Here is a 24,437-nt window from a genome sequence, read left to right on the forward strand (position 1 = left end):
TCAAACGCGCCAGGTTTCGATCGCGTCGCCAAGCGCCTCGGTTAATTCGCCTAGCCACGGGGCATAAGGCTTCCACTGATCGACGCCATCGCGACTGATGGGGCGGCGCACTTGTTCGGAACTGGGGGTGCGCACGCTGCGGGTATTCTGGTGGAAATTGAGGCAAGCGTCTTCGAATGGCAGGGCACAATGATCGAGCATACGCCGTATCTGGCCTTCGGGGTCATCGATCAGGTCTTCGTTGATGACGCGCAGGACACGGCCCGGCAGAACCTTGTCCCAATGGCGCATCAGGTCGAGATACGTGCGGTAATAGCGCGCAATATCTTCGATCGAATACGTGAATTCCTGCCCTTGCGCGAACAGCTGTTTCAGATTGGAAAAACAGCAATCCATCGGATTTCGCCGCGCATCGATGATCCTGGCATTGGGCAGGATCAGATGGATCAACCCGATATGCCGGAAATTGTTGGGCATCTTGTCGATGAAGCGCGCCCGGCCGAGCACGCGATAAGGACGAGTCTCTAAAATATACCGTTCTGCCATACTTCGTACTGCAGCGGCATCTAGGTCCGGCAATACACCGGGATAGCGGGGATTGACGAAGTCCAGTTCGCGGCCCTGCAATTCATGGACAATGCGCTGGATATCGGGCAGTTCTTGCGTGCCTTCGACTTGGCTGTGCGACGCGAGGATCTGCTCGACCAAGGTTGAGCCCGAACGCGGCAGGCCCAACACAAATATCGGATCGGGCGTTGGATCGCCCCAACGATTGCGTTCGGCAAAGAACACGGGTGCACACACGCGTTTTTGTTCACGTGTGTTGGTTTCCAAAATCTCGGGCCGATATTTGCTGTCCGCACGGCGCGCGCCGTTGCCACGTAAATAGGCGGCCCATGAAGCGGCGTAGTCGCTGCGGTCCTCCAGGGCCTTTCCCAACGCAAACGACAAATGGATCCGGTCGGTTGCCGATGTTGTCGTACTGATTTCAGCACGTGTCATTGCGGCAATCTGATCTTCCGTAAAGCGATATATCTTGAGATTGGCCAGGCTCCACCAGGCCTCTCCGAAATCAGGTCTCGCTCCGATCGAGGCATGATACGCTGTGAGCGTGCCGGGCAAGTCACCGACAGCCTTTAGAGCGTGGCCCAACCATAAATTGAACTCTGCGCGGCGCATTTGCGCTTGCGGCATCGTATCGTGGATATTCTCAAGGATACTGCGAAAAATACTGATAGCCTGCTCGTGCTCACCGAGCCCGATCGCTATTGCAGCAGCATGAGAACGATAATGTTCGTTCAAGGGATCCAGAGCAAGCAGCGGCACCAGCGCATTGCGAGCAAACGCATAATTGTGACGCGCAATCAAAGTCTGCACGTACTCGTTGCGCGCTTCGTGATGATCGGGCACCAGCGTCAGCACACCGGCAAGGAGCATCTCGGCATCGTCGTAGACTTCGTGAACGCAGCCAATCTGCGCAAGCAGTCGCATGGCTTCCGGATGATCGCCGTGGGTCAGCAGAAATTCGCGCACCATCATTTCGGCCGCTTCGATTTCGCCGTCGCCGAACAGCATTTTGGCGCGCAGCACGGGTGGGGGTAGACTGGCAAGATGCGCCGATTGTCCTGCCGCTCGCGCGGCACTTGTGGTATCGCCAGTCATACGGAACAGCCCGTCCAGCATTCGCCAGGCCATTGGCAGTGCGGGATTAAGCGTTACTGCCGTTTGCAACGCAGCAATCGCGTTTTGTGAATCACGCATTGCGACATGGCACAGGCCCCGTTCCTGCCACAATTGGCTGAAGTCGGGCCGCAGCGCATCCAGGCGGCCCAGCATTTCGAGCGCTTCGGCTGTGCGTTGCAAATGGCGCAGCGCGATTGCAGCGATCAGCAGCAAGTCGCGGTTTGCCGGATAAGTCGCCAGCAATCGGCGTGCGGCGTCCAGCGCGGCCTCATGATCACCCTGCGCTTGCATGTCTCTGACTTGCAAAACTTTCGCTTCCAGCACCGACATGACAGGGGCTGACCGGGTTGGTTGCGTAGCCATAGTTCCCGCCTCTCTGGTCAATCAAAACGTCTTTGTCAAAGCCATCCTGGTCAAAACCATTTTGTCAGTGACAAGGCGCGAAGCGGGTAAAACTAACTGGGGCGACACCCAAAAGATGCCGCCCCTGCTGTCTTATCCCATTCAATTGGAAACAGTATCAGAACTTGGTGCTGATTTTAATCCCGTAGATAAGCGGACGAACCGGGGTCTGCAACTTGATATATTCGCCCGATGTCGTGAATGTGCTGGCATGGGTATTGGTAAGGTTGTCGCCGAAGATTGTCACAGTGACGTTATCGTGGCTAAAGCCGATTGATGCATCCAGCAACGCATAGCCGGCCATCTTGTATCGTAGCACGGTCGTACCCGGAATGATCGTACCGTTTGCACTCAATGAGTTGGACGAAGAGGGATCGCTCGGCTTACTGGTATAACCCGACGGATAAGTGGAAGGTTCGTTATATTGCGAACCGGTATAGGACACGCCTGCTGCCACGAACCAATTAAAATCGTTCTTGCCGGCCCATTCATAACGGCTGCGGAAATTGGCCTGCACGTGCGGGCTGAACGGCGTGATCCCACCGACCGTGCCGAACGGGCTGGATACTGGGTTGGAAATCGGCTTTCCATAGTTGACTGAGGTGGGGTCTGTGACAAATCCACCAAACACAGTGGACAGGCATTTCCCCAAATCCGTAGCTTTTGGCTCGTTCACAATGAAACAGGGCGCATTGGACTGCTTGCTGTCGTTATAAGTCGCGGTTCCCTGAAGCGAAAGACCAGCGAGCGGGCGCGCGACAATCTGCGCTTCAACGCCCTTGATATGATAATTGGGACCGTTGGTAGCGAACGCAGTGTTGCCATAGCCTCCAGCCGGATTGAAGAAACCAAGCTGCGTGTTTTCCCAGACCATGTAATAGGCGGACAGATTGAACTGCACCTTGCGATCGAACAAGTCGGTCTTCAGGCCTAATTCCCAGTTTGTCAACGTGTCGGGCTTATAAGGCGCCGGAACATTAAGCTGGTAATTCGGCGTTGAGTTTGCTGGCCGGTTTGCAACAGGAGTGCCTGCGGAGTTTATATAAGGGAACGTTGCGTCCTGCACGCGGTCGGAAGGACCACGATTGAAACCGCCAGGCCGGAATCCCTGGCTGAACAATCCATAGAGCAGCGTATGTTCCTTGGGCTTCCAGGTTATCACCGCCTTGCTCTTAAAGCCATGGTACGTGCTGTTCAGGCCATACTGCGAAAGATTGCCCGGACCCGGAGTGTAATAGGTCTGTGCACAGTTGATAGATGTCGGTTGCTGATAGCAGTTGTAGCCGTTGGTCTCATAGACCGAACCTGTCTCATATTCCTTATAATTGTAGTAGCGCGTGCCACCCGTCAAGGTCAAGTTCGAAGTAACATCAAAATCAACCGAACCGAATGCGGCGTATTGCCTGTATCCGCGCTGCGTATCTTCACCAAAAGCCTCCGCGGGCTGGCGCAGCCCAGGCTGGTTTGCAATTGAGCCCGCAATCGGACCATTGACGCCGGAACAATTCAGCCCCGATGCTGCAATCTGGCTATGGGTTTGATTGGATGGACAAGCCGGGATTGTCTTGTAATCCCAGTCGTTGACGTCCTGGATCTTGAACTGTTCATAATACGCACCCAGAATAGCGCGGATGCGACTCTTTTCTGGCGTGGTTATGCGGAATTCATGGCTTTGGTGCGTGGTGCGGATGTTATCCGTCCAATACGCATTCGGCGCATAACAATAAGGTTGGTTGCCCTTACCCCAATAAGTGCTGCCACCGGTGCATTGATAATAGGCGCCAAACGCAGCGCGCGCATAGTTAGTATAATCAGCCTGTTGCGAGATATGCCGTGCCATATAGGCCCCGGTGTAGATAACCTTGAAATCGCCAATTTTTCCGTTCAGTGTCCAAGCTGTGTTCCAGTAAGTATCCTTACTATAATTCGGCTCAAACAACGTAGATTGCAAGTTGCCCAGCGGCGCATAGTCATAACTGTATGACTGGGTTTGAAACGAACCTTGAGATTCAAGTTTCTGGTAGGATTCGGTGATCAGCAGGCTCCAGTCCGGCGCAAGATTGGCAAGGGCCTCAATTCGTCCGCCGATGTAATCAACCGGATTGGAATTTTTCTTGACCTGATCAGCATTGTTGTACTGTCCGTTGTTGGACTGCTGCGACGCTGGAAGCGTCTGATAACCTATGCCATTGGCGTTGGCGGGCGTGCCAAAATACTGGTTGCCGAGGTCGGTGTTTTGGCGCGTGAAAGTAGAATAGACGTTGTCGATATAACCGCCATGGTGATCATCATAAATAACCGCACGAACCGCGAATTTATCCTGAATGACCGGAATATTGATCATTGCATTGAAAGCCGCATTTGGCGCGCCACCAGCGGTGCCACCGAAGCTGCCTTCCATTTTGCCTTCGAACTTGTCGAGTTTCGGCTTGGCCGTGATATAGCGCACAGCGCCAGCCTGGGCACCGCCGCCGAATAGCGTACCCTGCGGACCTTCGAGCACCTCGACGCGTTCGATGTCGGCAACATAAATGTCGGCGTTATGGGCCGGAAACTGCATCGACTGATCGTCGAGATAAAGTGCGACGTTCGGGAATCCGCCGATCGTTCCGGCTGATTGTTCACCGGCGTAACCAGCCGACAGCCCGCGCATGAAGATCGCGCCTTGGCCCGGGCCGTTGTTCCCGAACGTTACGTTGGGGGTGTATTTCAACAAATCGTTGAACGTGGTCACGTTCAGCTTGCTGAGCGAATCCGCGCTGAGCGCCTGCAGCGTCATCGGCACGTCCTGCAGCGATTCATTGCGGCGCTGCGCGGTCACGATGATTTCGCCATTGTTGGTGGCCACTGCCGGCGTCTCTGCCGCAGCAGTCTGCTGGGCATGGGCAGTTCCGGCCATCGCAAACAGTGCGGAGCCCGCGAAAAGACCGGTCTTCAGAATCTGGATACTGTTTCTCATAAGAACCCCCCTGGGTTATGCCTTGCCGACACTGCAGCCATAACGAATGGACGCGCGTTGATCCTGCGTGAGCAGAACCTGCATGTGTCGATTTGCAATGCCCTCGTGCCGTGGTCCGGCTTGTTGAAACGGCAGCTGGTTGTGTTCTGCCTATCCCTGAGGATGGGTTATGCCGTTCGGTTCCCGATGATACAAGCCATTATGAGAATTTATGAGGGGGCTATGACCTTGGTGATTTGCGGCCGAAATCGCTTGGGCTCGCCGGAGTGAAAGCTGTTATCAATAGCAGTATATATTTCTTTATGACGTACATATTACAAATATATTTGTTAGATAAAGCCAAATATCTCTGAATAAATACAAATTCCACAGCGTATATGGCGATTTCCGAGCGATAAATATTGTAATTGTATCAACGACGATACTTGCCCTGATTTGCACATTGCGACCGATGCCGGCCCGACGCCAACGAACCGCTCCAGCTTGACTGACGGTTTTGTCTGAGACGACGGAACCGCGCTCGCTTCGCGTGGCTTCCTGACGAGCCGTAGGCTGCAAAACCGCGCGGTCGGCCGCTAAAAAGGGTGTTGTCTCTGTGGTTTAGCTCCGAACTGCCTAATCTGGACGATTCGCGCACCGGGCCAGGGGTGGTCCATGTCAGCCTGGCGACGATTGCAGCGCGTTGTACCCCTTGTGTTCCTGTCCGGACTTGGGCTAGGCAAAGCCATGGCCAAACCCAAGCGTCGTTATGTCTGTCAGGCCTGTGGCAGCGTCACCACGCGCTGGCAGGGCCAGTGCCCCGATTGCTCGGAATGGAACACGCTGGTCGAGGAAGCACCCGAAACGGTGTTTTCGGCGCGTCACGATCTGTCGGGCGGCGGGCGCAAGGTCGTGTTCGTGCCGCTCGATCACCCGGTCGCGCTGCCGCCGCGCCGCAAGACCGGGCTTGCCGAATTTGATCGCGCGCTCGGCGGCGGGCTGGTCGCAGGCTCCGCCGTGCTGATGGGCGGCGATCCCGGCATCGGCAAATCGACACTGTTGCTGCAGGCCGCGGCGCAGATTGCGCGTGATAACAGGGACGGGGCAGGCGCCAGCGCAGTCTATATCAGCGGCGAGGAAGCCTCGGACCAGGTGCGATTGCGCGCGGGGCGCCTGGGGCTGGGGTCCGCGCCGCTGCTGCTGGCTTCGGCGACATCGGTGCGCGATATCCTTACGACACTGGGCACGATGGCGCCGCCCGCGCTCGTGGTGATCGATTCGATCCAGACGATGCATTCGGACCAGATCGAGGGCGCACCGGGTACTGTCAGCCAGGTCCGCGCCTGCGCGTTCGAACTGATCCGCTATGCCAAGGACAGCGGCGCGGCGGTCGTGCTGGTCGGCCATGTGACCAAGGACGGCTCGATCGCGGGGCCGCGCGTGCTGGAACACATGGTCGATGTGGTGATGAGTTTCGAAGGCGAGCGCAGCCACCAGTACCGTATCCTGCGCGCGATCAAGAACCGCTTCGGCGCGGTCGACGAAATCGGCGTGTTCGCGATGGCCGGCGCCGGGCTGGAAGAAGTCAGCAATCCCTCGCTGCTGTTCCTGTCCGGACGGTCCGAGCCCGTACCCGGCAGCGCGATCTTTCCCGCGCTGGAAGGGACGCGCCCGGTGCTCGTGGAAATCCAGGCGCTGACCGTGCGGCTTGCCAGCGGGGCAACGCCGCGCCGCGCGGTGGTGGGCTGGGATAGCGGGCGTCTGGCGATGCTGCTGGCCGTGCTGGAGGCGCGTTGCGGGTTGAATTTTTCTTCGGCCGAGGTCTATCTCAATGTCGCCGGCGGATACCGGCTAACCGATCCGGCGGCGGACCTGGCTGTGGCTGCCGCGCTGGTGTCGGCATTGGCAGACAAGCCGCTGCCCGCCGACGCGGTGTGGTTTGGCGAAGTGTCGCTGGCGGGCGAGGTGCGCCCGGTCGCGCATTCGGCGATCCGCCTGCGTGAGGCCGCCAAGCTGGGCTTTGGCAAGACGTATGGGCCAGCCATCAATGACAGCGACGCGGGCGCACACCATACCGCGCTGACGCTGTTGCCAAATCTCGTTGACCGGATCGTGGGCGCAGATTAACCAAGGGCCATGAGCGGCTTTGACTATCTGGTCTTCCTGGTTGTCGGCCTGGCCGCGATCATGGGCTTTTTTCGCGGCTTTGTCGAAGAAGTGCTGGCGCTGGCCGCGTGGTGCCTGGCGATGATGGCGGTCCATTACGGGCACGAATTGCTTGCCGATCTGCTCACGCCCTATGTTCACAACGACACCGGCGCCGCGGTGCTGGCGTTTGCGATCCTGCTGGCGGTGCCCTATTTCGCGATGAAGCTGCTCGCGCGCAGTGTCGGCAGCGCCAGTCGCAGTTCGATGCTCGGCCCGATCGATCGCGTGCTTGGGTTCGGGTTCGGCGCGCTCAAGGGCTTTGTCGTGATGGTCCTGGCGTTTTCGCTGCTGGTGCTGTGTTACGATGTGGTCTGGGGCGCCAAAGGCCGCCCGCTGTGGATCCGCGAGGCACGGACGTATCCATTCCTCAATGCCGCCAGCGAAGAACTGCTGTCGATGGTCGCCGCGCGGCGCAGCGATGCCGTCGCAAGTGGCGGCGATGCCGGCGCTTCGGATGATTCCACCGAAATCGAGCCCACGCACGCGCCGCACCGGCACCACCGTCATCCGCCGGCTGACGCCGAATGACCGCGCGCACGACGCTGTACACGCCCGCCGTGCTGGCGGCGGCGACCGGCCTGGCCGCCTGGCCGTGGCACGATGCGGCGCCGCATGTGGGGCAGGCGCGTTCGCGCACCTGTGGCAGCACGCTGACGATGGGGCTGACGCTCGATACCGCCGGCCGCGTCTGCGCGATCGGCATCCGCGCGCATGCCTGCGCCATCGGGCAGGCGTCGGCCAGCGCATTTGCCCGGGGCGCCATCGGACAGACGGGCGACGATATCGCCCGCGGCCGCGCAGAACTGGGCGCATGGCTGGCGGGCGATGGCGACATTCCACCGCTGGCCGCGCAATGGCCGGACCTCACCATCATCGCCCATGCGCGCGCACTGTCTTCGCGCCATGGCGCCATCATGCTGGCCTGGGATGCCGCGCTCGACGCGCTGAAGCCGGTTTCGGCATAAGGGTGACGATGCGCGTAGATCCGTGCCCGGCCGCGCCCTTGCGCCTGCGCCTGAATGGCGATGCGCTCGCCGGCAACTGGCAGGCGTTGAACCGCATCAGCGGACGCGCGGGCGCCGCCGTAAAGGCCGACGCCTATGGATTGGGCGCCGCGCAAGTCGTGCCGGTGCTGGCGCGCGCGGGATGCCGCGACTGGTTTGTCGCGCACTGGTGCGAAGCGGCCGACATCATGGAGCATGTACCCGCTTCCTCCATCGCGGTGCTGCACGGGCCGCTCGATCATACCGACGTCGCGTTCGCCGTCTCGAGCGGCGTGCGCCCGGTGCTCAATTCGCTGGCGCAGGCGGCACGCTGGATCGCGGGCGGGGGCGGGGTGTGCCATGTGATGGTCGATACCGGGATCAATCGTCTCGGCCTGGCCATGGCAGATCTGGCCGATCCGCTGCTGGCCCGGCTCGATATCGATCTGTGCCTCAGCCACCTGGCCAGCGCGGATGAAGACAGCGCGCAGAATGCCGAGCAACTGGCCCGGTTTGCCGCGGTGCGTGCAGTGGTGCGCGCGCGGCGTTACAGCCTGGCCAACAGCGCCGGCATCGCGCTGGGCGCGGCCTATCATGCCGACCTCACCCGGCCCGGCATCGCGCTGTATGGCGGCATCGTCCGTCCAGAGCTTGCCGGCGTGGTGCGTGCCGTCGCCTCACCGCAAGCGGCCGTCATCCAGGTGCGCGATCTGGCGCCGGGCGACCGGGTCGGGTACAATGGGACATTCGTGGCGCCGCACGCGATGCGCCTTGGGGTCATCGCGCTGGGCTATGCCGACGGATATCTGCGCTGCTGGTCCGATTGCGGCGGGATGGCGCATGGCGGAACGTCCTTGCCCGTCGTCGGGCGCGTGTCGATGGATCTGACCGCGATCGACATTTCTGCTGCGCCGCAAATTCGCGAAGGCGACTGGGTGGCCGTGGACTATGATCTGCCAACTGCAGCCGCAAAATCAGGTTTGTCGCAATACGAGCTGCTCACTCTGCTTCATCGCCGTTTTGCCCGTTCGGCCCTGTAATACGACTTGTGTTGCAATGCACATGCTGCGCCTGCTAATCATGCAGGCAAGGCTAGGGCAAAAGGGGGTTTGAGCGATGGCACATGCGGCAAAAGAGGGCGAGATCGTCATCATCAAGAAATACGCCAACCGGCGTTTGTACAACACCCGCACCAGCAGCTATATCACGCTCGATCACCTGGCCGAGATGGTCAAGGAAAACGTCGAATTTCAGGTGATCGATGCCAAGACCGGCAGCGATCTGACCCACACGATCCTCACCCAGATCATCATGGAGGAAGAGGCGACCGGCACGCAGATGCTGCCGACCAATTTCCTGCGCCAGCTGATCTCGATGTACGGCAATTCGATGCAGGCGCTGTTGCCGGGCTATCTCGACGCCTCGATGGATCATTTCCGCGAAAACCAGGCCAAGCTGCGCAAGGCGATCGAGGAAAGCATCGGCGCCAATCCGCTGGCGCAACTGGCCCAGCGCAACATGGAAATCTTCAAGGCGGCGGCATCGGCGTTCGTGCCGGGCGGCGCGGCGGCTGTGGTGGAAAAAGCCCCGGTCAGCGACCATGACGAACTGGTGAATTTGCGCCAGCAGGTCGAGGATATGCAAAAGAAGCTCGAAAAACTGGTCAAGTAACCAGCGATCTTGCCCGAATCTGCATGTGCCCCTAACCGGGGGCGCATGAGCAATATCAAACACGCGCCGATCAAACACGCTTTGCCGGTCACCCGGACCGAAGACTTCGCCCAATGGTACCAGGCGGTGATCGCCGAAGGTGAGCTTGCCGAGGAATCGGGCGTGCGCGGCTGCATGGTGATCAAGCCGTGGGGCTATGGCATCTGGGAACGCATCCAGAAGCTGATGGACGAACGGATCAAGGATGCCGGCGTCGACAATTGCTATTTCCCGCTGTTCATCCCGCTGTCGTTCTTCACCAGGGAGGCGGAGCATGTCGAAGGCTTTGCCAAGGAAATGGCGGTGGTCACGCACCATCGCCTGATCAGCGATGGCAAGGGCGGGCTGATGCCGGACCCGGAGGCCAAGCTGGAAGAACCGCTGATCGTCCGGCCGACATCCGAAACCGTGATCGGCGCGGCGATGGCGCGCTGGATCCAGTCCTGGCGCGATCTGCCGATGCTGACCAACCAGTGGGCCAATGTCGTGCGCTGGGAAATGCGCACGCGCATGTTTTTGCGCACCAGCGAATTCCTGTGGCAGGAAGGGCATACCGCGCATGCCGATGCCGCAGATGCGATGGTCGAAACGCTGCGCGCGCTGGAGATGTACCGCGAATTTTCCGAAAACGTGCTGGCCATGCCGGTGTTTGCCGGCGCCAAGCCCGAAAACGAACGTTTCCCCGGCGCGGTCGAGACCTATTCGATCGAAGCGATGATGCAGGATGGCAAGGCGCTGCAGGCGGGCACGTCGCATTACCTGGGCACCACGTTCTCCACGGCTGCGGGCATCCGCTATCAGGACAAGCAGGGCCAGCAGGCGCTATGCCACACCACCAGCTGGGGCGTGTCGACCCGGATGATCGGCGGGGTGATCATGACCCACGGTGATGACGACGGGTTGCGCACACCGCCGCAGATCGCGCCGCACCAGATCGTGATCCTGCCGATGCTGCGTGAAAACGATGGCGACGAGGCGTTGCTGGCGTATTGCGAAACCTTGCGCAAGGGCCTGGCCGCGCAGACTGTCTATGGCGAGCGCGTGCGCGTTCTGCTCGACAAGCGCGCAGGCAAGGCGGCCACGAAACGCTGGGCCTGGGTCAAGAAAGGCGTGCCGCTGGTGCTCGAAATCGGCGGGCGGGATGCGGAAAACGGCCAGGTTTCGGTCGTGCGCCGTGACCGCCTGTGGCGCGAAGATGGCAAGGTCAATTTCGTCGGCATGGCGCAGGATGATTTTATCGCCGGCGTCGCTGCGCAGATCGAGGCGTATGGCACCGCGCTGCACGAGCAGGCGATTGCGTATCGTGATGCACGAATTGAACGCGGGATCACCGACCTGGCGGGACTTTCGGCATATTTCGCCGAAGACAAGGCGATGCCGGGCTGGGTCGAAATGGGCTGGTCGCGCCCCACCGGCCCTGCGCTCGATGCGGTGGTCGAACAGTTGAAAGCGCTGAAGCTGACAATCCGCAACACCCCGCTCGGGGCTCCGGCACCGGGCGGCACGTGTGCGTTCACGGGCGAACCGGCGGTAGAAACCATTTACGTCGCCCGGTCGTACTAAACCCCACACCCACGCCCACACCCCTCGTCATCTCGGACTTGGGATGAAGGTGGACATGGGGTGGGGGCGGACTGCCCACCGCTTTGTTTGCACATACCAAACTGCCGCCTTGCCCGTACGCCGGACCGCGTTAGTCTGCCCCGATGAAACACCTCCTCTACACCGCCGTTCTGCTCGCCGCCCCAGCCCTGGCCGCGCCCGCAGACGATGTCTCGCAGGCGCGCCTGAAGGCCAAAGTCGAACGCCTGGCGGCGTTTGGCACGCGCCATACGCTGTCGTCGCAGACCGACCCCAAACGCGGCATCGGCGCCGCGCGGACCTGGGCAGAGGGTGAATTCCGCTCGGCGTGCGGCAACGCGGTCGAGATCGTGAAGCCCGAGACCATGGTCAGCGGCGCGCGTATTCCCCAACCCACGCGTCTGGTCGATGTCGTTGCGATACAGCGCGGCACCCTGCGGCCCGATGAAGTGGTGATCGTCCAGGGCCATATCGACAGCCGCCGCAGCGACGGAATGGATGCCACCGGCGACAGCCCCGGCGCCAATGACGATGGCTCGGGCGTGTCGCTTGTGCTCGAATCCGCGCGGGTCCTGTGTCACAGCCATTTTGCCGGGACGATCGTCTATGCGGTGTTGTCGGGTGAAGAGCAGGGCCTGTACGGCGGCAAACTGCTCGCCGACTATGCCCGGGCGCAGCACTGGACGGTCAAGGCCGTGTTGAACAACGACATCGTCGGCAATTCGATGGGGTCCGACGGCCTGGTCGATGACAGCCACGTCCGCGTATTTTCCGAAGGGCCGCGTGCCAATGCCGATGCCGGGCTGACAAAATCGCAGCGCCTGATGGGCGGCGAAAACGACAGCCCTTCGCGCAATCTTTCGCGCTATATGGCAGGGCTGGCCGAACCGGGGCTGGCCGTGCGACAGGTCTGGCGCGCAGACCGCATGGGGCGCGGCGGCGACCATGCCCCGTTCCAGGAGGCGGGCTATCCCGCGGTGCGCCTGACGGTCGCACTCGAAAACTACGACGCGCAGCACCAGGACCCACGGGTCGAGCGTGGCAAGACCTATGGCGATACGATCGACCGGATGGACCTGGCCTATCTGACGCGCGTCACGCGGCTCAATGTCCGCGCAGCGGCGGCTTTGGCCGCAGCGCCGATGCCGCCTGCGGCCGATATCAAGGGTGCGGTTTCAACGTACACGACACTCGGATGGAAACCGGTGCCGGGGGCCGCGAGTTACGCGATCTGGCGCCGCCGCACCGACGCGCCGATGTGGGAGGAAAAGGTGGTGACCACGACCGCGACCACCGCCGTCCTCGACGGTGTCCGCGCCGACGACTGGTTCTTCGGCGTCAGCGCCATCGCCGCCGACGGCAGCGCCAGTCCGATCGCCTCAGCATTGCCCGGCGGCGGCTTCTAAAAAATCCTCCCCGGAACGGGGAGGGGGACCACGCGAAGCTGTGGTGGAGGGGCGGTGCGGCCGGACGCAACCTCGCCAAGTCGCGCCCCGAACCGGTGCGACGACGCGCGCCTGGCAGCATGAGGCACTGCCCCTCCACCCCCCTGCGGGCGGTCCCCCTCCCCGGAACGGGGAGGATTTCGTCTCGCACACTCCTGGGAATTGCTGACAAGACCAGCACGCCCAAAGGTTGCATTCCCCCCCGCCAAAGCGCATTGCGCAAGCAATGGTCATCCACAACCCAGCAAAGCCGCGCGCCGAAAAGTCGCACCAGGGCATGCCCTCTCGCCAGCAAGTGCTCGACTTCATCGCACAATCCGAAGATAGCGCGGGCAAACGCGAAATCGCGAAGTTTTTCGGACTGAAAGGCACCGAAAAGATCGCGCTGAAAGCGCTGCTTAAAGACATGGCCGAAGAGGGCCTGATCGACGGCAACCGCACCGCGTTTCACCGCATGGGCGGGGTGCCTCGCGTCACGGTGCTTCGCGTCGTTGAAATCGAGGACGGTGATCCGATTGCGGTACCCGACACTTGGGAACCTGACGATGCCACCCCCGCGCCCCGGTTGCGCGTGATCGAAATGCGCGGGCGCGGCGCTGGCCGCGCGCCGAACAAGGACAATATCGCGCTGCGTGTCGGCGATCGCGTGCTGGCGCGCACTGAACAGAATGACCTCGAATGGGTCGCGCATCCGATGAAAAAACTGCCCGCGATGGACGAGCAGGTGCTGGGCGTCGTGGAATTCGATGGCGCAGGCAAAGGCTGGCTCGCCCCGGTGGACAAGCGGGTACGCAGTGCCGTGCCGATTTCGGACCTTGGCGGGGCGGAGGCCGGGCAACTGGTGCTGGCCGAGCCGGCGGGCCGATCACCGCGCGTCGGCGTGCGGGTCACGTCGGTGCTGGGCGATCCGCTGGCGCCGCGCGCGTTCAGCCTGATCGCGATCCACAAGCACGGTATTCCCACCGTGTTTTCGCCCGAGGCGCTCGACGAAGCACAACGCGCGGCACATCTGCCGCTGTCCGAAGACACCCGCGAAGACCTGACGCATCTGCCGATCGTCGCGATCGACCCCAGCGACGCACGCGACCACGATGACGCGATCTGGGCCGAACCCGACGGGCAGGGCGGGTACACCGCCGTCGTGGCGATTGCTGATGTCAGTTTCTATGTCCGCCCCGGTGGTGCGGTCGATCGCGACGCGCGCAAGCGCGGCAATTCGGCGTATTTCCCCGATCGCGTCGTGCCGATGCTGCCCGAAATCCTCAGCGCGGATGTGTGTTCGCTCAAAGTCGGCGCAACGCGCGCGGCGATGGCGTGCCACCTGACGATCGACAGCCAGGGCCGGATGACTGCGTTCCGGTTTGCGCGGGCGCGGGTGCAGATTGCCGAAGTCATTGCCTATGAAGATGCGCAAGGTCGCATCGATGCCGGCAGCGCCGCCCCGCATCTGCAGCATCTGTGGGGTGCATGGCGCCTGCTCGATCGGGCGCGCAAGGATCGTGATCCGCTTGACCTGGATTTGCCCGAGCGCCGCGTCGTGCTCGACGAACGTGGCCGGATTGCCGAAATCGCGTTGCGTGAACGGCTCGACGCGCATCGCGTGGTCGAGGAATTCATGATCACCGCCAATGTCGCCGCCGCCAAGGCGCTGGAGGCAAAAACCGCACCCGTGGTCTATCGCATCCACGAGCCGCCGAGCCGCGAAAAACTGATCGCGCTGAAGGATTACCTGGCGACCTTTGGCAGAAAGCTGGCGATGGGGCAGGTGATCACGCCTGCCATATTCAACCGTATCCTGAAAGACGTAACCGACGAAACCGAAAAGGCGCTGGTGATGGAGGCGGTGCTGCGCAGCCAGACGCAGGCCTATTACGGCCCGCGCAACGCCGGGCATTTCGGGTTGTCACTGGGCAGCTATGCGCATTTCACGTCGCCGATCCGGCGCTATTCGGATCTCCTGGTGCATCGCGCGCTCGTCGATGCCTATGGCCTGCAACAGCCCCGGCCGCCGGCAGATGCCGATGTGCCGGCATCGACCGGTCTGTCCGATCGTGACAGGTCGGACCTGGGCAAGATCAGCGAGGCGATCAGCAACACCGAGCGCCGCGCGATGATCGCCGAGCGCGAAACGACCGACCGCTATGTCGCGGCCTGGCTGTCGGTGCGCGTGGGCGAAGTGTTCGACACGCGCATTACCGGCGTGCAGAAATTCGGCCTGTTTGCCACGATCATCGGGTTGGGCGGCGATGGCCTGGTCCCCGTCTCGACGTTGGGCGCGGAACGGTTTGGCCATGACGAAAAAGGCCAGCGGCTGATCGGCGAGCAGACCGGCGAGACGTTTTCCATCGGCATGATCCTGAAGCTGCGTCTGGCCGAAGCCAATCCGCTGACCGGTGCGCTGAAATTCGAGCCTGTCGAATTGCACGAGGGGGCGAACACGGTCGAGCGACGAGGCGGCTTTGCACCGGCGCCAAGGCGCGAGGGCAACCACATCGTCGGCAAGCGCGGCCGTCCGGGCAATGTACGGCACCAGGGGCGGGGCAAGCGGTAACCACTGAACGGACAAACGTATCGCGCCATGCCGCAATTGCATGCGACTGCCACAGATCAACGCTTGACCTGCACGCGATCGATGGTGAGATGGTGTCGCGCCTGAATCGGTAAGTATTTAACCTTTCGGGTTATATCGCGGAAGTCTAAACGCCAAATTGGCAAATTTTGCACCAGAACGGAATACTGCCATGCCAATCGCCATAAAGATGCCCGCCCTGTCGCCCACCATGGAAGAGGGCACGCTTGCCCGCTGGCTGGTCAAGGCCGGTGATACGGTCAAGTCAGGCGACATCATGGCCGAGATCGAGACCGACAAGGCGACGATGGAATTCGAAGCGGTCGATGAAGGCGTGATTGCGTCGATCGACGTGCCCGAAGGCAGCGAGGGCGTCAAAGTCGGCACCGTGATTGCCATGATGGCCGTTGATGATGAGGCGCCGGCCGCTGCGCCCGTGAAAGCACCCGAGCCTGCGAAGGCACCCGAAAAGGAACAGGCGCCTGCGCCACTGGCAGCAGCGCCAGCGCCAGCACCGGCGTCAGCCGCACCAGCGCCGGTGTCCGCACCAAAGGGCGACCGTGTGATCGCCAGTCCGCTGGCCAAGCGCCTGGCCGCCGCAAAGGGCATCGACCTTGGCACGATCAAGGGCACGGGACCCAATGGCCGCATCGTCAGCGCCGATCTGGATATCGCGCCCGCTGCGAAAACCGCAGCGCCGGTCGCAGCACCCGCAGCCGCAGCGGTCGCCGAGCCCGCCGCAAAGGCCGCGCCGGCACCTGCCGCGGCCATCCCCGACTTCGGCATTCCATTCGAAGCGTCCAAGCTCAACAACATCCGCAAGACCATCGCGCGTCGCCTGACCGAAGCCAAGCAGACGATCCCGCACATCTATCTCACGGTCGACGTCCGGCTTGACGCGCTGCTCAAACTGCGCAGCCAGCTGAACGCCGCGCTGGAAAGCCAGGGCGTCAAGCTGTCGGTCAACGACCTGCTGATCAAGGCGCAGGCCAAGGCGCTGGTGCAGGTGCCCAAGTGCAATGTCAGCTTTGCCGGTGACGAATTGCGCACGTTCAAGCGCGTCGACATCTCGGTCGCGGTTGCCGCGCCCTCGGGCCTGATCACGCCGATCATCGTCGATGCCGGGGCAAAATCGGTTTCGGCGATCGCCGGCGAAATGAAGGCACTTGCCGCAAAAGCGCGCGACGGCAAATTGCAGCCGCACGAATACCAGGGCGGCACCGCCAGCCTGTCGAACCTGGGCATGTTCGGCATCAAGCAGTTCGATGCGGTGATCAATCCGCCGCAGGCGATGATCCTGGCGGTCGGTGCGGGTGAGGCGCGGGCCTATGTGGTCGATGGCGCGCTGGCGATCGCCACGGTGATGTCGGCGACCGGCAGTTTCGACCATCGCGCGATCGACGGGGCCGATGGCGCGGAATTCATGCAGGCGTTCAAGGCGCTGGTCGAAAATCCGCTTGCGCTGATCGCCTGAGCGGGCGGGCGACATTTCGGCAGGCGGCTGATGGTGCACAGGGCAATGACTACCCACATCTGATGCCGCGGCCCGGTTCGCCTTTTCATGAGGGTGACCCGGCACAAGCCAAACCAGACGAAGGAATTTGAGCATGGCTGAAACCTATGACGTGATCGTGCTCGGCTCGGGCCCGGGCGGCTATGTTGCGGCGATCCGCTGCGCGCAGCTGGGCCTCAAAACCGCGATCGTGGAACGCGAAGTGCTGGGCGGGATCTGCCTCAACTGGGGCTGCATCCCGACCAAGGCGCTGTTGCGCTCGGCCGAAGTGTTCCACCAGATGCAGCATGCCAAAGCTTATGGCCTGGCCGCCGACAATGTCCGTGCCGATCTGGGGGCAGTCGTGGCACGCTCGCGCGGCGTGGCCAAGCAGCTGAATCAGGGCGTCACGCATCTGATGAAGAAGAACAAGATTGCCGTGCATATGGGCAATGGCGTCCTGAAGGGCCCCGGCAAGCTTGAAGTAACCGGCGAAAAGGGCGTCGAAGTGTTGAGCGCAAAGCACATCATCGTGTGCACCGGCGCGCGCGCACGCGACCTGCCGTTTGCCAAAGCCGATGGCGAACGGGTGTGGACCTATCGCCACGCGATGACGCCAAAGGAATTGCCGACCAAGCTGCTGGTGATCGGGTCGGGCGCGATCGGGATCGAATTTGCCAGTTTCTACAATGACATGGGTTCGAAGGTCACAGTCGCCGAAATGATGGACCGCGTCGTCCCGGTCGAGGACGCAGACGTGTCGGCGTTTTTGAACAAGGCCCTGGTCAAGCAGGGCATGACCATACTGACCAGCACCGGTGTCGACGGCCTGGAAGTGGGCAAGGACGGCGTGAAGGCGAAAATCAAGGGCAGGGACGGCAAGATCGTCGAAGACACGTTCAGCCATGTGATCGTCGCGGTCGGCGTGATCGCCAACACCGAGAACATCGGGCTCGACACGGTCGGCGTGACGCCCGAGCGCGGGATCATCGCCATCGATGATTATGGCCGGACATCAGCCAAGGGCGTGTGGGCGATCGGCGATGTCACCCCCGGACCGTGGCTGGCGCACAAGGCCAGCCATGAAGGTGTGACCGCGGCCGAGGCGATTGCTGCCGAATTAGGCAACAAGGATGTTCATCCCCATGCGATGGATCGCCGCAATATCCCTGGCTGCACATATTGCCACCCGCAGATTGCCAGCGTCGGCCTGACCGAAGCAAAAGCGAAAGAGGCAGGGTATGAGGTGCGCGCGGGCACGTTCCCGTTCATCGGCAATGGCAAGGCCATTGCGCTTGGCGAGCCGGAGGGTTTCGTCAAGACGGTGTTCGACGCCAAGACGGGCGAACTGCTGGGCGCGCATATGATCGGCGCAGAAGTTACCGAGATCATCCAGGGCTATGTCGTGGGCAAAACGCTGGAAACGACCGAGATCGAGCTGATGCAGACGATCTTTCCACATCCCACGGTCAGCGAGGCGATGCATGAGTCAGTGCTCGCCGCCTATGGCCGGGCGATCCACATCTGAGACCAGAAACGGGAGATCAGAAATTCGCACTGACCTTGCGTCATCCCGGACTTGATCCGGGATTGTGCTTCTTCGTTGCGAAACAAGAAGCACAGTCCCGGATCGAGTCCGGGACTGCCTTTGCATCAATACTGCTGCTGGTTTTCCACCGGGGGCAGGGTGCGCGCGTCGAATATACGCCTCTGGTCCGGCGTCAGACCGGCGTAAAACGCTTTCAGCGCCTGTGACTGGCGTTGCAGATCATCGAGTTCCTGCCGCATTTCCGCCTCGACCAGATCCATCCGGTGCGGGGCATCGAGCGTCCGGAACAGGCTCGATGCCGAACGGCGGCGCGCCTGCGCCTTGTCTGGCGCGTCGGCGCCGCTGCGGTACAATTGCCAGGCGCCTTCCTGCATCGCGGTCAGATGCAGTGCCTGGTGGAGCTGTTCGATTTGCGACGGTCCGCTTGTCTGGCCGCCCTGTTGCCCATAGCCCTGCGCATCCGCCGCGCCGGAGGCCAGCGCGAGGCTGGCCCCCATTGCCAATATGATCATTTTCATAAAATTCTTTCCGGTACGCCTGTCAGCAGCCGTTGGTCATCCAGTGATACTGGTTTTGCCCGGCATCCCACTGCCAGCTGCCACAAGTCTGCGGTGCCGCAGCCTGCGGAGCCTGGGGCGATTGCGAATACTGCATCGGAGGTGCTTCATTCGAGCCGGCATCGTAGGTCGGGTAATAGGGATAGCCATAATAGTCGTACGGATAGCCCCACAGCCACGGGTTTGCATAATAGCCCAGGTACAAGCCGAACGCCGGGCCATAGCCCCAGCCGCGACCGCCATAATACCCGCCGTAGCCGCCGCGATAACCACCCCGATAGCCGCCGCCACGATAGGCGCCGCCTCCGTGAAATCCGCCGCCACCGCCGTGAAAGCCACCGCCGCCGCCGCCATGGAAGCCGCCGCCACCCCCACCGCCGCCGTGCGACGATGCGTTGGCGATCGCAGGGGTCAGGGCGAGCGCCGCGCCTGCCAATATGCTGGTGAGAAGTTTCATTGCTCTGTTCCTTTTCCCATCGGCGCCAGTCAAGCTGATCGTCCCTTCCGGGTCCCTGCCTGACAAATGATGGCAAGAAGGCGGAAAAGGCAAGGAAAAACCTTGCGTTACGGCACCGGTCACAGAGGCCGTTATGCCATATTTACCTGAACGCCGGCTGACCGGGAGGTCAGCGCAGGTCGCAATTTGGCGCTAAATCGTATCAGCTGCGCTTGCGCTGTCCATCGCTGTTCCGTGCGACGACCGAAAACCGGGGCAGGCTGATGATGCCGTTTGCCAGCATGCTCGCCTGTTTGGTCTGAAATTCGTCGGCATTGCGCGGAACGCCCGCGGCCGCGAGGTGATGCGCGAGGAACCGGTGGCGCGTGCACAGCCCGCCGTTGCCGTCGCTGACCAGCTCGCGATCAAACCCCAGCCCCTGGTGGGATTCCCGCGTGCGCACCACGGTCGACAGTTCGAATTGCCCGTCGCCGAGATCGATCATCAGGCGCGTGCCCAGCGGCACGTCGATCAGCCCTTCGATCAGCGCGCCCGATGCCGACAGATTGCGCAGCATGACCGGATAATAGTGGTCTTCGTGGATCACGCCGATTGTGCGGTACATCGCGCGGCGTTCGTGGCGCTGGCGCGCGGGGCCGCTGGCCTCGATCTTCCAGTCGGCGGCGTCCACGTCCTTGAACAGGTCCTCGACCGGTACCGGGCGGCTGTAAAGATACCCCTGAACATGACCGATCTTGAGCTCGCGCACCATGGTTAACTGGTCGAACGATTCCACCCCCTCGGCGATCGTTTCCATGTCGAGCGCCTCGGCCAGGGTGACGATCGCGGCGATGATCGCGCGGTTGCGATCGGCATTGCTGGTGGCGCCGCGCACAAAGCTCTGGTCGATCTTGATCTTGTCGAACGGCGCAGTCTTCAGATAGGCCAGACTGGAATAACCGGTACCAAAATCATCGAGCACGAGCCGCACGCCCAGGCCCTTCAGAGTCTTGAACATGGCATCGGTCGCAGCGGTTTCCTGCAGGAACACGCTTTCGGTGATTTCCAGCTCGAGCCGGTCGGGGTCGAGGCCGGTGGCGTTCAACACCATCGACACCAGTTTGGGAAACGATGGGTCGGCAAACTGGATCGGCGACACATTGACGGCAACGCGGGTGCCGGCAGGCCATTTGATCGCGTCTTCGCACGCCTGGCGCAACACCCATTCGCCGATGCGACAGATCATCTGCGAATCTTCGGCGATCGGGATGAACACGGCGGGCGAAATCAGCCCGCTTTCGGGATGGTTCCAGCGGATCAGCGCTTCGGTGCCGACCACGACCCCGGTTTCGGCCTTGACCAGCGGCTGATACAGCAGCTGAAATTCGCCATTGGCCAGCGCATCGTGCATCGTTTCTTCGAGATGGCGGCGCTGTTCGGCAGTTTCCAGCAATTCGCGCGAATAGAACCGGTAGCGCCCGCGCCCCGAATGCTTGGCCGCATACAGCGCCAGGTCGGCATTGCGCACGATGTCATCAGCGGTTTCACCATCGTAGGGCGAAACCGCGATACCGACGGAAGTGCCGATCGTGCAGCGGTTGGTTTCGATCGTATAGGGCTCCGACAGCGAACTGATGATGCTGCCGGCCAGATCGCCGAGCCGCCCGCGATCATCGACATCGGGCACGATCACCTGGAATTCGTCACCGCCAAGGCGAAAAATACGCTCCCTGTCGCCGACAACCCTGATCAGCCGCTGTGCAACCTGTTTCAGCAGGGCATCGCCGACCGCATGGCCGAGCGTGTCGTTGACCTGCTTGAACCGGTCCAGATCGATCAGCAGGACAGCGCAGGCGCGACGCTGCGGCGCAAATGCGCTGACCGTACGTTCGAGCAGGACACTCATCGCGCGGCGATTGCTCAGCCCGGTCAGTGCATCGGTCGTCGCCATCTGCGACGCTTCCTCGGCATTCTGGCGATCGCTGGTCACATCGAGGATATGCCCGCGAAACCCGTTAAAACCGCTGTCGCCAGTCGCGATCGGCTCGCCCGATATCTGCCAGAAAGTTTCGGTATTGCCGGCGATGCTGCGCGCGATCACGCGTTCGAACTTGCCCTTGCGGGCAAATACGAACGGCATCGTGCGCTGTCCGTCGATTCCGGGTCGCGGGCTGGCAAACAAACCCAGGAAATCCTCGCCCCGGGCATCGTCGTCATGGACCAGCGGGCGCACAAGCCCTGGCGAAAGATACGAAATCCGACCTTCGCCATCGGTCGACCAGAACCCGCCAAGGCCAAGTGTCTCGAACGAGGCAAGCATCTGATCAGCCGCGGCTCCGCGAAGTGTCCTGACCGGCGCGGCTGCGCCCTGCGCATCTGCCATCTGGGTTTTCAGGCGGTTGTAAATACTGCGCACGAGGATCCTGACCGACAGCTTGAGCAATTCAAGGCATCCGAATACGTGCAGCGAGCTTACAATTTGGTAAAATACACCCGATGGCTAACGGTGGATCACGATATCACCCTGGTTTTACGCCATTTTTTACATCCTGCATGCGCGGTTATGGTGCACATCCGGAAACATGAAATGGCGGACAGGGTGGGATTCGAACCCACGGTGAGCTTCCACCCACGGCGGTTTTCAAGACCGCTGCCTTAAACCACTCGGCCACCTGTCCGCACCCGCGATACACGGGGAGGGGGCCGTCGATAGTGCGGCGAAGCACGATGGCAAGTATTTTTCGCCGATGGGGATACACAAGCGGGGTCGCGCTGTGCGACAAGCGCGGCGATGACACGGATATCACGACCCTTGGTGCTGGCGCTGGCGCTTGCTGCCGGATTGGCGCAGACGCCCGGCGCGGCTGTCGCCCAGAGCTACCCTGCGCCAGTTTATGCCGCGCCTGTGCCCGGGCAGGGCGGCTTTTCCGCATTCATGCAAACGCTGGCGGCCCGTGCGCGGGCGCAGGGCGTGCGCGATGCGACGATCCGTGCGGTGGTCGACACGTTGACCTATGATCCCGATGTCGTTCGCCATGATCGCAGCCAGCCCGGCGGCCCGGCCGGATCCAGCCCGCCATTCGCGCCCTATCGGCGGCAGCACGTCGATGCCGGGCGGATAGCCAAGGGCCGCGCGATCTATGCTGCGTCGGGATCGCTGATTTCCGGAATCGAGACGCGCTATGGTGTGCCGGGACCGATCATCCTGGCGATCTGGGGGCATGAAACCAATTACGGCAGCTACACCGGGTCGTACGATCTGCCACGCTCGATCGCGTCGCTGGCGTACGAAGGCCGGCGGCGAGAGCTGTTTTCGCAGGAATTCATCGCGCTGCTGAAAATGATCGACCGGGGCGTGCCTCGGTCGAAACTGGTCGGCAGTTGGGCCGGTGCCTTTGGCAATCCGCAGTTTCTACCCAGCGTCTATCTGCGTGTGGCGCAGGATGCCGATGGCGATGGCTATGCCGATATCTGGTCGAGCCGCGCCGACACGCTGTCATCGATTGCGAATTATTTTCGCGACGCGGGCTGGCGCCGGGGTGAGCCGTGGGGGCTGGGCGTAACGGTTCCGGCCGGCTTCGATCGCACGTCGATCACCACCCGGCTGGTCAGTCCGCGCTGTCCGCAAGTGTTTTTACGCCATTCTCGCTGGCGCACGATTGCCGAATGGCGCGCGGCGGGTCTGATCCCCACGCGCGGAATCTGGCCCGATCCACGCACGCAGGCCACGCTGATCGAGCCCGACGGGCCCGGCAGCCCCGCCTGGCTGCTAACCGGAAATTATCGAGTCATCCTCGATTACAACTGTTCGAACTTCTACGCCCTCTCGGTAGGACTGCTCGCCGATGAAATCAGCCGCTAAAGCACGCCTTGCATTGCTGGCGCCGCTCGCCCTTGGCATCGCCGGCCCCGCGTGCGCCCGCGCGCCGGTTCCCGCCGCAGTTGCGCCCTATGGCCCGGAAGCGGATTACCCGGTGACGATCGGCGATCCGTATGTGATCGGCGGAACGACCTATACCCCGTCGGATACGCTCAATTACGACGCGGTCGGTTATGCCCGCGCCGGCGCCGCAGGATCGGGCATCAGCGGGGCGCATCATACACTACCCTTGCCGTGCTATGTCGAAGTCACCGCGCTCGACACCGGGCATACGATCCTGCTGCGGCTCGACCGGCGCGGGCCGATGGGTGGCAAGCAACTGATCGAACTATCGCCCGATGCCTGGGCGCAACTGGGATTTACCGGCGGCAGCGATGTGCCGGTGCGTGTGCGCCGGGTCAATCCGCCCGAAACAGAGCGCGCACGGTTGCGCACCGGCAGCCGCGCACCTGATCGCATGGAGACGCCGGTTGGCCTGCTGACCGCGCTGCGCCGCAAGCTCGTCGTGGCGACACCCACAGCGCCCGACGAACCGCCATCGGCGCTGCTGACGGGGGCGGGACAGAAACCGATTGCGCGAGGGCTGCCCGTCGCGCCCCAGCCGGTGACGCATGCCATACCGCCGGCAAAGCCCATGCCGCCTGCCATGGTCGCGCCGCTCAAGCCTGCATTGCCGCCGCCTGTTGTTGCCAAACCGGCACCGAAGCCGCCCGAGCCAAAGCCCGCGCCAAAGGTCGAACCGAAACCCGCCGAACCGAAACCCGCCGAGCCGAAACCTGCCGCCGCGGCCCGCATGTCTGTTCAAGTCGCCGCGTTTTCGACCCGGGACCATGCGGAAAAGGCGGCCGCGCAAGTCGGCGGCAAGGTCGAGCCCGCAGGCAAGTTTTGGCGTGTGCGTATTCCGGCAAACGGCGAGGAACAGGCCAAGGCAGCACTGGCGAAGGCGAAACAGGCGGGCTATGCAGGGGCGCTTATCCTTCACCACGATTGAGTGCTGTACCCCG

17 protein-coding genes and 1 tRNA gene are annotated in these 24,437 nt (G+C 62.1%); 12 read left to right on the plus strand and 6 right to left on the minus strand.

Annotated elements, in window-relative coordinates:
* Together ACOOE2_RS10205 and ACOOE2_RS10210 are read right to left on the minus strand one after the other, a co-directional pair.
* Positions 1 to 2,013 carry a sulfotransferase gene (locus ACOOE2_RS10205; protein WP_420382900.1) on the minus strand — a complete coding sequence of 671 codons (2,013 nt, stop codon included), beginning with the start codon at positions 2,011 to 2,013 and terminating at the stop codon, positions 1 to 3.
* 190 nt (positions 2,014 to 2,203) lie between these two features.
* Complete coding sequence (locus ACOOE2_RS10210) at positions 2,204 to 5,044, minus strand: TonB-dependent receptor (RefSeq protein WP_420382901.1); 2,841 nt, start codon at positions 5,042 to 5,044, stop codon at positions 2,204 to 2,206.
* Positions 5,045 to 5,770: 726 nt separating this feature from the next.
* Here ACOOE2_RS10210 and radA point away from each other — a divergent pair.
* The 10 genes from radA to lpdA all read left to right on the plus strand — a co-directional run bounded on the left by radA (position 5,771) and on the right by lpdA (position 18,539).
* Positions 5,771 to 7,150: a DNA repair protein RadA gene (gene radA, locus ACOOE2_RS10215; RefSeq protein WP_420382902.1), complete on the plus strand. Its 1,380-nt coding sequence runs from the start codon at positions 5,771 to 5,773 to the stop codon at positions 7,148 to 7,150.
* 9 nt (positions 7,151 to 7,159) lie between these two features.
* The gene (locus tag ACOOE2_RS10220) at positions 7,160 to 7,759 is read left to right on the plus strand and encodes a CvpA family protein (RefSeq protein ID WP_420382903.1); all 600 of its coding nucleotides are present in this window, start codon (positions 7,160 to 7,162) and stop codon (positions 7,757 to 7,759) included.
* The gene (locus tag ACOOE2_RS10225) at positions 7,756 to 8,196 is read left to right on the plus strand and encodes an iron-sulfur cluster assembly scaffold protein (RefSeq protein WP_420382904.1); all 441 of its coding nucleotides are present in this window, start codon (positions 7,756 to 7,758) and stop codon (positions 8,194 to 8,196) included. The genes ACOOE2_RS10220 and ACOOE2_RS10225 overlap by 4 nt, the downstream gene beginning before the upstream one ends.
* Positions 8,197 to 8,204: 8 nt before the next feature.
* Positions 8,205 to 9,254, plus strand: a complete 1,050-nt coding sequence (locus ACOOE2_RS10230; RefSeq protein ID WP_420382905.1) for an alanine racemase — start codon at positions 8,205 to 8,207, stop codon at positions 9,252 to 9,254.
* Positions 9,255 to 9,330: 76 nt separating this feature from the next.
* Positions 9,331 to 9,885 carry a polyhydroxyalkanoate synthesis repressor PhaR gene (phaR, locus tag ACOOE2_RS10235; RefSeq protein WP_420382906.1) on the plus strand — a complete coding sequence of 185 codons (555 nt, stop codon included), beginning with the start codon at positions 9,331 to 9,333 and terminating at the stop codon, positions 9,883 to 9,885.
* A gap of 45 nt (positions 9,886 to 9,930) precedes the next feature.
* Positions 9,931 to 11,487 carry an aminoacyl--tRNA ligase-related protein gene (locus ACOOE2_RS10240; RefSeq protein ID WP_420382907.1) on the plus strand — a complete coding sequence of 519 codons (1,557 nt, stop codon included), beginning with the start codon at positions 9,931 to 9,933 and terminating at the stop codon, positions 11,485 to 11,487.
* Positions 11,488 to 11,630: 143 nt separating this feature from the next.
* Positions 11,631 to 12,911: a M28 family peptidase gene (locus ACOOE2_RS10245; RefSeq protein WP_420382908.1), complete on the plus strand. Its 1,281-nt coding sequence runs from the start codon at positions 11,631 to 11,633 to the stop codon at positions 12,909 to 12,911.
* Between the two features lie 265 nt (positions 12,912 to 13,176).
* Complete coding sequence (locus ACOOE2_RS10250; protein ID WP_420382909.1) at positions 13,177 to 15,501, plus strand: ribonuclease R family protein; 2,325 nt, start codon at positions 13,177 to 13,179, stop codon at positions 15,499 to 15,501.
* Between the two features lie 190 nt (positions 15,502 to 15,691).
* Positions 15,692 to 16,993 carry a pyruvate dehydrogenase complex dihydrolipoamide acetyltransferase gene (locus ACOOE2_RS10255; protein ID WP_420382910.1) on the plus strand — a complete coding sequence of 434 codons (1,302 nt, stop codon included), beginning with the start codon at positions 15,692 to 15,694 and terminating at the stop codon, positions 16,991 to 16,993.
* Between the two features lie 133 nt (positions 16,994 to 17,126).
* Positions 17,127 to 18,539, plus strand: coding sequence for a dihydrolipoyl dehydrogenase (gene lpdA / locus ACOOE2_RS10260; protein ID WP_420382911.1), 1,413 nt, complete (start codon positions 17,127 to 17,129; stop codon positions 18,537 to 18,539).
* A gap of 125 nt (positions 18,540 to 18,664) precedes the next feature.
* Here lpdA and ACOOE2_RS10265 read toward each other — a convergent pair whose 3' ends face one another.
* The 4 genes from ACOOE2_RS10265 to ACOOE2_RS10280 all read right to left on the minus strand — a co-directional run bounded on the left by ACOOE2_RS10265 (position 18,665) and on the right by ACOOE2_RS10280 (position 22,231).
* Positions 18,665 to 19,078: a Spy/CpxP family protein refolding chaperone gene (locus ACOOE2_RS10265; RefSeq protein WP_420382912.1), complete on the minus strand. Its 414-nt coding sequence runs from the start codon at positions 19,076 to 19,078 to the stop codon at positions 18,665 to 18,667.
* Between the two features lie 22 nt (positions 19,079 to 19,100).
* Positions 19,101 to 19,574, minus strand: coding sequence for a hypothetical protein (locus ACOOE2_RS10270; protein WP_420382913.1), 474 nt, complete (start codon positions 19,572 to 19,574; stop codon positions 19,101 to 19,103).
* A 202-nt stretch (positions 19,575 to 19,776) separates the two neighbouring features.
* On the minus strand, positions 19,777 to 21,969 hold the full coding sequence (locus ACOOE2_RS10275; RefSeq protein ID WP_420382914.1) for an EAL domain-containing protein: 2,193 nt from the start codon (positions 21,967 to 21,969) through the stop codon (positions 19,777 to 19,779).
* Between the two features lie 172 nt (positions 21,970 to 22,141).
* Positions 22,142 to 22,231, minus strand: a tRNA-Ser gene (locus tag ACOOE2_RS10280).
* Positions 22,232 to 22,344: 113 nt separating this feature from the next.
* On the opposite strand from ACOOE2_RS10280, the gene ACOOE2_RS10285 reads away from it, so the two are divergent.
* Together ACOOE2_RS10285 and ACOOE2_RS10290 are read left to right on the plus strand one after the other, a co-directional pair.
* Positions 22,345 to 23,415, plus strand: a complete 1,071-nt coding sequence (locus tag ACOOE2_RS10285; protein WP_420382915.1) for a lytic murein transglycosylase — start codon at positions 22,345 to 22,347, stop codon at positions 23,413 to 23,415.
* Positions 23,399 to 24,424: an SPOR domain-containing protein gene (locus tag ACOOE2_RS10290; RefSeq protein ID WP_420382916.1), complete on the plus strand. Its 1,026-nt coding sequence runs from the start codon at positions 23,399 to 23,401 to the stop codon at positions 24,422 to 24,424. Before ACOOE2_RS10285 ends, ACOOE2_RS10290 begins: the two co-directional genes overlap by 17 nt.
* Positions 24,425 to 24,437 lie beyond the last annotated feature (13 nt).

Source organism: Novosphingobium sp. (assembly GCF_965214355.1).
GTDB lineage: Bacteria > Pseudomonadota > Alphaproteobacteria > Sphingomonadales > Sphingomonadaceae > Novosphingobium.

Bases quoted from the DNA above. Each gene is read 5' to 3' on its own strand.
- ACOOE2_RS10220 (WP_420382903.1), top strand. From the start codon at position 7,160: ATGAGCGGCTTTGACTATCTGGTCTTCCTGGTTGTCGGCCTGGCCGCG.
- ACOOE2_RS10205 (WP_420382900.1), bottom strand. From the start codon at position 2,013: ATGTCGGTGCTGGAAGCGAAAGTTTTGCAAGTCAGAGACATGCAAGCG.
- ACOOE2_RS10285 (WP_420382915.1), top strand. From the start codon at position 22,345: ATGACACGGATATCACGACCCTTGGTGCTGGCGCTGGCGCTTGCTGCC.
- lpdA (WP_420382911.1), top strand. From the start codon at position 17,127: ATGGCTGAAACCTATGACGTGATCGTGCTCGGCTCGGGCCCGGGCGGC.
- ACOOE2_RS10225 (WP_420382904.1), top strand. From the start codon at position 7,756: ATGACCGCGCGCACGACGCTGTACACGCCCGCCGTGCTGGCGGCGGCG.
- ACOOE2_RS10265 (WP_420382912.1), bottom strand. From the start codon at position 19,078: ATGAAAATGATCATATTGGCAATGGGGGCCAGCCTCGCGCTGGCCTCC.
- ACOOE2_RS10255 (WP_420382910.1), top strand. From the start codon at position 15,692: ATGCCAATCGCCATAAAGATGCCCGCCCTGTCGCCCACCATGGAAGAG.
- ACOOE2_RS10270 (WP_420382913.1), bottom strand. From the start codon at position 19,574: ATGAAACTTCTCACCAGCATATTGGCAGGCGCGGCGCTCGCCCTGACC.
- ACOOE2_RS10250 (WP_420382909.1), top strand. From the start codon at position 13,177: ATGGTCATCCACAACCCAGCAAAGCCGCGCGCCGAAAAGTCGCACCAG.
- ACOOE2_RS10245 (WP_420382908.1), top strand. From the start codon at position 11,631: ATGAAACACCTCCTCTACACCGCCGTTCTGCTCGCCGCCCCAGCCCTG.
- phaR (WP_420382906.1), top strand. From the start codon at position 9,331: ATGGCACATGCGGCAAAAGAGGGCGAGATCGTCATCATCAAGAAATAC.
- ACOOE2_RS10240 (WP_420382907.1), top strand. From the start codon at position 9,931: ATGAGCAATATCAAACACGCGCCGATCAAACACGCTTTGCCGGTCACC.
- ACOOE2_RS10210 (WP_420382901.1), bottom strand. From the start codon at position 5,044: ATGAGAAACAGTATCCAGATTCTGAAGACCGGTCTTTTCGCGGGCTCC.
- ACOOE2_RS10290 (WP_420382916.1), top strand. From the start codon at position 23,399: ATGAAATCAGCCGCTAAAGCACGCCTTGCATTGCTGGCGCCGCTCGCC.
- radA (WP_420382902.1), top strand. From the start codon at position 5,771: ATGGCCAAACCCAAGCGTCGTTATGTCTGTCAGGCCTGTGGCAGCGTC.
- ACOOE2_RS10230 (WP_420382905.1), top strand. From the start codon at position 8,205: ATGCGCGTAGATCCGTGCCCGGCCGCGCCCTTGCGCCTGCGCCTGAAT.